This is a genomic window from Gluconacetobacter sp. (genome assembly GCF_047721585.1).
GTDB lineage: Bacteria > Pseudomonadota > Alphaproteobacteria > Acetobacterales > Acetobacteraceae > Gluconacetobacter > Gluconacetobacter dulcium.
On record NZ_JBDNXE010000141.1, the window covers coordinates 1 to 8,152 of the forward strand.

5 protein-coding genes and 1 pseudogene are annotated in these 8,152 nt (G+C 67.0%); 2 read left to right on the plus strand and 4 right to left on the minus strand.

Annotated features, from left to right (window positions below; genetic code table 11):
* The 3 genes and pseudogenes from ABF821_RS17965 to tsaE form a co-directional block, all read right to left on the minus strand.
* A pseudogene (locus tag ABF821_RS17965) lies at window positions 1-829 on the minus strand (double-strand break repair protein AddB); the annotation flags it as partial.
* Window positions 826-1,596: a nucleotidyltransferase family protein gene (locus ABF821_RS17970; protein WP_415531056.1), complete on the minus strand. Its 771-nt coding sequence runs from the start codon at window positions 1,594-1,596 to the stop codon at window positions 826-828. The pseudogene ABF821_RS17965 and the gene ABF821_RS17970, both read right to left, overlap by 4 nt.
* Window positions 1,593-2,063, minus strand: a complete 471-nt coding sequence (tsaE, locus tag ABF821_RS17975) for a tRNA (adenosine(37)-N6)-threonylcarbamoyltransferase complex ATPase subunit type 1 TsaE (RefSeq protein ID WP_415531057.1) — start codon at window positions 2,061-2,063, stop codon at window positions 1,593-1,595. The genes ABF821_RS17970 and tsaE overlap by 4 nt, the downstream gene beginning before the upstream one ends.
* Window positions 2,064-2,204: 141 nt before the next feature.
* Here tsaE and ABF821_RS17980 point away from each other — a divergent pair, with 141 nt between their 5' ends.
* Entirely contained in the window at window positions 2,205-3,224 is a 1,020-nt protein-coding gene (locus ABF821_RS17980; protein WP_182975576.1) for an NAD(P)/FAD-dependent oxidoreductase, read from the plus strand.
* Between the two features lie 178 nt (window positions 3,225-3,402).
* Here the strand turns inward: ABF821_RS17980 and ABF821_RS17985 are convergent, their stop codons facing one another.
* The gene (locus ABF821_RS17985; protein WP_415531058.1) at window positions 3,403-4,884 is read right to left on the minus strand and encodes a diguanylate cyclase domain-containing protein; all 1,482 of its coding nucleotides are present in this window, start codon (window positions 4,882-4,884) and stop codon (window positions 3,403-3,405) included.
* 243 nt (window positions 4,885-5,127) lie between these two features.
* On the opposite strand from ABF821_RS17985, the gene ABF821_RS17990 reads away from it, so the two are divergent.
* Window positions 5,128-8,152, plus strand: a 3,025-nt coding sequence (locus ABF821_RS17990) for a GLUG motif-containing protein (RefSeq protein ID WP_415531059.1), incomplete at its 3' end; no start/stop codon positions are given.

The window sequence follows — 8,152 nt, forward strand, 5'->3', positions numbered from 1 at the left end:
CCGCCAGATCGGCCCGCGTCCGCTCCAGCCCGCCCAGCAACCGCGCCAGCCCCGCCTGCGGGTGCCCGTCCGGCAACGCCAGCCAGATCGCCTCGTCCAGCGACAGATCCACCCACGGCAGCACCAGCCGCCCCCCGGCCCGGCCCAGCACCGCAGCCAGCACATCGCGCACGGCCGGCACCGCATCGGTAAATCCCACGGCCCACAAACGCGATTCCGCATCCGGCGCCGCGCGCCAGCGCGCCGCCTGCGCCCGCAGCAGCGCCACCTGCCGCGCCGCCGGGTTCATCACCCCCTGCTCGGCCAGCCACGCCGGCCACACGCTGGTGACGATCGAGAGAAACCGCAGCGTCTCCCGCCAATGTTCGGCAAAATCCCCATCCGCCGCCAGCGGCAGCGTCTCGGCCAGATCGCACTCCGCCCACTCGGCATCGTCCATCAGCTCGGCCAGCGCCCGCGCCAGCGGCCACGCCTGATCCAGCGACAGAACCTCCCCGAACGCATCCCCCGCTCTCAGGATCAGCAGCGCCAGCGTCGCCAGCCGCCGCAACGGTTCGACAGCGGGCGGCAGATCCAGCGCCATATCCCCCGACAGCGCCAGCCCGGCCTCGTCCAGACTGCCCAGCGGCGCAATCCGCGGCAGCAACAGCGGCCGCCCATCCGCCCGCCGCAGAAACGCCTCGGTCAGCGCACGCGCGGCACGACGGCTGGGCAGCAGGATCAGCCCGTCGCCACTGCGTTGCGGGTCGTCCCCCACCCCCGCCATCCAGCGGGCCGCGATCTCGTCCAGAAACGGCACATGCGGCGGAACGGTGGCGATCAGGCTCACGACGCGGCGTCCCGCTCGGCCGCATCCGGCTCCCGCGCCAGACGCAGCGCCCGCGTCGCCGCCGGCAGATCCTCCGGCCGGGACAGATGGCACCACACCGAATCATGCACGATCCCGTACAGCCGCCCCCGCGCGATGGCGCGATCCCACAGCAGATTCAGGCTGAACGGCCCCGGCGGCGCATCGGCGAACAGGGCCGGCGCCGCCAGTTGCACCCCGGCAAAGACATAGGGCGTCACCCTCCCCGGCTCCGCCCGGCACAGCCGCCCGTCGGGATCGGAGGTAAAATCCCCCCGTCCCACGGCCCCCACCGCCAGACTGGTCCGCGCCAGCAGCAGCAACGCATCCATCCGCGCGGGGTCGAACCCGGCGGCCAGCCGGCGCAACGCCGCCACCGGCCCGTTCAGCCAGAGGGAATCGCCATTCAGCAGAAAGAACGGCTCCGGCCCCAGCGCCCCATCCCGCAACGCGGCGGCGGCGCTGCCGCCGCTTTCCAGCAACGTCTCCTCGGCGCGGGCGGTCACATGCGGCCCCCGTCCCGCCTCGGCGCGGGCACGCAACGCGGCGCGCACCTTGCCGGCCTGCCAGCATACATTCACCACCACCTCCGGCACCCCGGCCGTCTCCAGCCGGTCCAGCACGTGGTCCAGAATCGAGCGCCCATCCACCGTCAGCAGCGGCTTGGCCGTCTCCTCGGTCAGCGGCCGCATCCGGCTGCCGGCGCCGGCCGCGAACAGCATCGCCTTCCGGGGCATCGCAATGCTCATGCCGGCCTCCCCGCCGCCAGCCCGGCCCATACCGGCCGGTCGTCCCAACCTGCGATCCGCGCCCCGCGCGTCTCCTCGCCCGTCACCGACAGCGTAATCCGCAGCGCATCCGCCGGGGCCAGCGCCCCCAGCCGATCGGGCCATTCCACCAGCACGATGCCCTCGCACGCATCGTCCCAGCCCAGTTCATGCAGCCCCTCCGGCCCCGCCAGCCGCCACAGATCGAAATGCGCGATCCCCCCCGCCGGCGCGTCATAATTCTGCACCAGCGTATAGGTCGGGCTGGGCACCTCCATGTCGGGGTCGCCACAGGCCGCCCGCAGGAAAGCGCGGGAAAACACGCTCTTCCCGGCCCCCAGCACCCCGGAGAGCAGGATGGCATCCCCCGGCCGCGCCGCGCCGGCCAGCCGCCGCGCCAGCTCCTCCGTCGCATGCTGGTCGGGTAAATCGAAGGTCAGTTCTTGCATTCCCTCATGATGCCCACCGCCCCGGCAGGGGCACAAGACCCCGTTTTCCCCGCCCGCCTATCCGCCCATCTTGCACTCGGCGAAAACAGACCGCACAACCGAAGCCCTGATCGTTCAGCAGCGCAGCAACACGGAACCGACATGACCGACGCCCCCACCCTCTCGACCGATGTCGCCATCATCGGCGCCGGCCCCACCGGCCTGTTCGCGGCGTTCGAATGCGGCATGCTGAAACTGGATTGCGTGCTGCTCGACGCACTGGACAGCATCGGCGGCCAATGCGCGGCCCTCTATCCGGAAAAGCCGATCTACGACATCCCCGCCCACCCCGCGATCGAAGGCGGCGCGCTGATCGAGGCCCTGGACCGCCAGATCGCCCCCTTCGCCGTCCCCCGCCTGCTCAGCCGCCGGGTCGAGGGCCTGACCGGCCATCGCGGCGCCTTCACCCTGCGCACCGACAGGGGCGACATCATCAGCGCCCGCGCCGTCATCATCGCCGCCGGGGCCGGCGCCTTCGGCCCCAACCGCCCGCCGCTGGCCGGGCTGGAGGGCTTCGAGGCCACGGGCGCGGTGCAGTATTACGTCCGCCGCCGCGCCGATTTCACCGGCACCCGCATCGTCATCGCCGGCGGCGGCGATTCCGCCATCGACTGGGCGCTGGCGCTGAAGGACGAAGCCGAGAAGATCTTCCTGGTCCACCGCCGCGACCGTTTCCGCGCGGCCCCGGAAAGCCTGCGCCAGCTCGACGAAGCCGTCGCCGCCGGCCGCATCGAAAAGATCGTCCCCTACCAGCTCCACGGCCTGCACGGCACCAACGGCACGCTGCACGGCGTGGAAGTCGCGACGCTGGACGGCGACACCCGCGTGCTGGAAGCCGACCGCCTGCTCCCGTTCTTCGGCCTGTCGACCGACCTCGGCCCGATCGCCCAATGGGGCATCGACTCCATCCGCAGCACCATCCCCGTGGTGCCCTCAAGCTGCGAAACCTCGCTGCCCGGCGTGTTCGCCATCGGCGACGTGGCCACCTATCCGGGCAAGCTGAAATTGATCCTGCAAGGCTTCAGCGAGGGTGCCATGGCCGCTCACGCCATCCACCCCATCGTGCGCCCCGACACCGCGCTCCATTTCGAATATTCCACCAGCAAGGGCGTCCCCGGCTGAGGCACCCGCCCCGCCGGAGATTCAGCGTTCCCGACAGCCCGGCGTCCCGAAGAACGAACGGCCGGACCGCACCACAGGCGCCGCGCCTGTTTGAATGCATGCATTCAAACAGGTGAAGCCGCTCGCAAAATCACTACGCCAGCGCCATATCCGTGAACCGATGTAAACGGTGACGGCTCTAGAGCAGCCCGTTCCGATAGGCCCGTTGCACGGCCTCCACACGGGTATCGACTTCCATTTTCTGGTAGATGCGACGAATGAAGTTTCGCACCGTATGCGGCGAGACCGCCATTTCATGGGCGATCTCATCAATGGTGCGTCCGCGGGAAATGTGACGAAGCGCCTCCATTTCACGCGGCGAGAGGGAAGGCATGCCCACGCCCGCCGCGCCAGCCGGCGCACCTGCCGACGGTGCGGAACCGACGGCGACCTGTTTCCCGCCCTCGAACGTCGCGGACACGATACGCGGAGAACGCCCCGCTTGTCGTCGGGCCACCTGGCGCGCCAGATCGGCCCGCGCGTATATCGCTTCGGCCTCGTGGCCATGGAAACGCCGCACGAAGACGATGCCTATGGAAATGCCGAGCGGAATGGAAACACCGTTCCACAGGACAGGGTCTCCCAGATGGGAAAACCGCTCGGACGGCCCCGGTTCCAGATGCGGCGTCTTCCCCGCGCCGTCCAGAAGCATGGCGAATTCACCACCGCCGAGGCGCGCCGTGAACGCCCCGCCGTCACCGGCGCTCAACAGCCGCCTGGCAAACGCGATCAGGCAGGCATCTCCGGCGGCGTAGCCCCAGCGCCGATTGATTTCCGCCAGATTGTCCACGGCAAACAGCGCCAGCGCGCCGGGCGGCGCGCACAGATCGGACGCAACGGACCGATCGAAAAAAACTGCCTGGAAGTGCATCCGGTCGGCAAGGCCGGTCAACGGATCGTAATCCGTCAGGTGGCGCAGCCGCGCCCATTGCTGCCGCTCGGCGGTAATATCCTGCTTCAGCCCATACAGCGTGACGGCACGGCCATTTTCCACCTTCGTGCCGGCTTTTATACGAACCCACCGGGGCGTGCCATCCGGGCGGATGATCCGTGCCTCCAGGGCAAAGGTCGTCCTGTTCGCAATCGCGGCCACACGCAATTGCTCCAGCAGACGCCGGCATGGCTCCGCATACATGGCAACGACCTCGCGCCGGTCGACGGTCCTGTCACGCGGCAAGCCAAACATGTCGAACACCGCTGGGGTCCATGAAAGCCTTTCCGTGCGCAAATCGCACGACCAGGCGCCCATCTCCGCCAGATCAAAAGCATTTTTCAATATATTATCAAGAGATTCTTCATTTATCATTCGGTCGTGGGATAACGAATACATAAAAAACCACCAGCCCTGACGAAACCCTAACTGGAAAACGCTCTCCGAACCCCGTGCGCAACCATCAGAACGCCCGGCCGGAATCGGGATCGGACACGGAACATTCATAGGCGAGCACCCAGCCGGACTCAACACGGCAATCGGCCCGAAACCCCGACAATCCGCCAATCCGCCATCGCAGCGCGGGGCCGGAACACCCGGTCCCGCCACAAGGCGGCAGCCCCCCCCCGCAAGGCGGGCCAGAGTGACCTGATCGTGAAAATTCCGCTCTTTGTGGCCAGATCTGGCCATGGACAAGCACTCTGTCCGCACATAGCGTATTCTCTCTACAAGTCAAGAAAATCCGGCCAGAGATAGCCGCAAAACCCACGAATGCAGTATGATATTATTAAATTAATACAACAAAACACATATAATCACCTATAAATTTCCAAAAAACATCACATATATTCAAATATCACCTTCGGTATCTTTCCCTCGCCGGATAGCCCCCTGCCCGCCCTCCCCATATCCTCCAGGGTATCCTTCAGGCCAATGATCACACGTCCCCTCGTCCGCCGTCATCACACCTCGCTTCGGCTTGCACTCATCGGCTTTTCCATCCTGACGCCGGTTTCGGCCTTCGCCCAGGCCCTGCCGACAGGCGGGGCCTATGTGGCCGGCGCCGGCACGATCGCGTCGGCGGGCTCCCGCACCACCATCACCCAGTCATCAGCCCGCGGCATCATCAACTGGCAGGGTTTTTCCATCGGGGCGGGCGGAACGGTCCAGTTCAACAACGGCAGCGGCGCCACGCTCAACCGGGTGACCGGCAGCCAGATGTCGTCCATCCAGGGTCGGCTGGGCGCGACGGGATCGGTCTTCCTGATCAACCCCAACGGCGTGGTCATCGGGCCAAAGGGCACGGTCGTCGCCGGCGGCAGCTTCGTCGCCTCGACGCGCGACACGCCCGACGGCACGTTCATGAAAGGCGGCGCCGTCACCCTGTCCGGCACCTCCTCCGGCACGGTCAGGAACGAGGGACGCATCACCAGCACCGGCGGCAACGTGGTGCTGGTGGGCAAATCCGTCACCAACAGCGGCGCCATCGAGGCGGCGGGCGGAACCGTGGCCCTGGCGGCGGGCGACAAGGTGGTGCTGAGCGAGGCCGGCGGACCAGACGGCATCTATGTGGTCGCCGATGTCAAGGCCAGGGGCGACGCGACGAACACCGGCCGCATCACGGCGGCGGCCGCCACGCTGGCCTCGGCCGGGGGCAATGTCTACGCGCTGGCCGGCAACCGGCGGGGCCTGATCCAGGCCACGGGCACGAAGACCATCGACGGCCAGGTGTGGCTGACCGCGCCCCCCCGCCCGGTCAAGGGGGACGGTAACACCGTCGCGGCGGCCCAAGCCGACGGCGAGGGCGGCATAGGCGGTGGCCAATGCGGTAACGTCCCCGTCGGGGGCAAGGCCACGCTGTCGGCGTCGGCCACCCGGTCCGGCGCCGGGGGCGGACGGGTCCTGGTCGGCACCGATGCTCCGGGGGGCGTCAACCTCGCCCGTCATACCGCCATCGCCCAGGGCGCAACGCTGGCCGCCACCGGCAAGGGCGGCGGCAAAGGCGGCCTGATCGAGACCTCGGCCCACAGCCTGGCGCTCGGCAAGGCTTCGGTGGATGCGGGCAAGGGCGGCACCTGGCTGCTGGACCCGGACGACCTCACGATCGACGCCCCGGCCGCCAGAACCATCAATGCCGCGCTCAACAGCGGCACCGATGTCACGGAGCAGACCTCGGCCGGCGCCGCCAGCAACATCAGCGGCGGGGGCACGAGCGCATCGGGAAACGGCGACATCTTCGTCACCGCCCCCCTCATGTGGAACAGCTCCGCCAGCCTGACCCTCTCGGCATGGCGCAACGTCACCATAAACGCCGCGATCACCGTGGCGGGCAACGGCACGCTGAACATCCTGACCAACACCCAGGGCGCGACCGTCAATCCCGGTGGATTGACCTTCGCGGGCGGCAACGTCGCCTTCACCGACACGACCGGCGGCACGCTGAACATCAACGGCCAGCCCTATACATTGCTGCGCAATGCCTCGGATCTCACGTCCGTCCAGTACAACGGATACTATGCGCTGGCCGGCAGCCTGGACGCCACCCCCCTGGGCACGCTCACCTCCTCGCCCATCCCCAGTTTCTCCGGAACATTCGAAGGACTGGGCAACACGATCTCCAACCTGACCATTCACGACAGCAGCGGAAGTAACATCGCTCCGTTCGGACAGATCGACCCCTCCGGCATCGTCGAAAATGTCGGACTGGTGGGCGTCAGTGTCACCGGCGGCACTGACGGAAGCAACCTTGGCGGTCTGGTCGGAGTAAATTACGGCGCGGTCAGCGGTGCGTACACGACCGGCAGCGTCAACGGCAGAGGCAGCGACATCGGCGGCCTGGTGGGAATGAATGGCCAAAGACCGGGATCCACTCCCGGCACGATCACCAATTCATATTCCGCTGCCAGTGTCACTGGTGTTAGCAATTGGGGTCCGGCTGTCGGCGGCCTCGTCGGCATGAACGAGGCCGCGATCTCCCGTTCTGCCGCATCGGGTAGCGTATCCACAATCTCCAGCAGTAGCCCCCGCAACGCTGGCGGCCTCGTCGGATACAATGTCGGCTCAATAACGGATGCCTACGCATCAGGCGCCGTCACAAGCGGCGACATCGTCGGCGGCCTCGTGGGATCGAACACCACATTGACCATCCTGCAGACAACCATGCGTGGCCAGATCACGAATGCCTATGCAACCGGCGCCGTCACCGGCAGCACCAATGTCGGTCAGATTGCCGGACAGAACACCACCACGATCACCAACGCCTATTTCGATACCAACACGTCCAGCGCGACACCAGGCGTGGGGACGGGGTCGTCTTCCGGCATCACGGGCCTGACGACGGTACAACTGGCCGGCGCGCTGCCCGCCGCCTTCAATTCGGCCATATGGGGCAACCTGAACAACCAGACGACGCCCTACCTGCTGGGGGTCTCCGCGAACCAGCAGGTCCATTTCGGAACCGGCGCGCCCTTCCCCACCACAACCCCCGTCTGGCTGATCTTCACGCCCGCCGGGCTCCAGAACGTCAACGCCAGTTCCTCCGCCAGTTACGCCCTGGCCAACAGCCTGGACCTCAGCGGCATCAGCAACTTCAGGCCCCTGGCCGTATCCGGCTTCACCGGCACCTTCGACGGCCGGGGCAATACCATCTCCAACCTGACCATCAACGATAGCACGGACCGGAATGTCGGCCTGTTCGGGCAACTCGCCCAGACCGGCGTGGTCCGGAATATCGGGCTGCTCGGCGGCAGCGTCAGCTCGAACGGCGACAATGCTCTCGTCGGTAGCCTCGTCGGAACCAATATCGGCCAAATCACCAACGCCTACGCAACAGGCTCCGTCTCCGCTACCAATAGCAACAACTATGTCGGCGGCTTCGTCGGATACAATGATGGCTCAATCACTAACGCCTACGCAACAGGCTCCGTCTCCGCTACCAATAGCAACAACTATGTCGGCG

Coding starts and splice junctions, on each gene's coding strand:
- ABF821_RS17985 (WP_415531058.1), bottom strand. CDS start 4,884: ATGGCCAGATCTGGCCACAAAGAGCGGAATTTTCACGATCAGGTCACT.
- ABF821_RS17970 (WP_415531056.1), bottom strand. CDS start 1,596: ATGAGCATTGCGATGCCCCGGAAGGCGATGCTGTTCGCGGCCGGCGCC.
- ABF821_RS17980 (WP_182975576.1), top strand. CDS start 2,205: ATGACCGACGCCCCCACCCTCTCGACCGATGTCGCCATCATCGGCGCC.
- tsaE (WP_415531057.1), bottom strand. CDS start 2,063: ATGCAAGAACTGACCTTCGATTTACCCGACCAGCATGCGACGGAGGAG.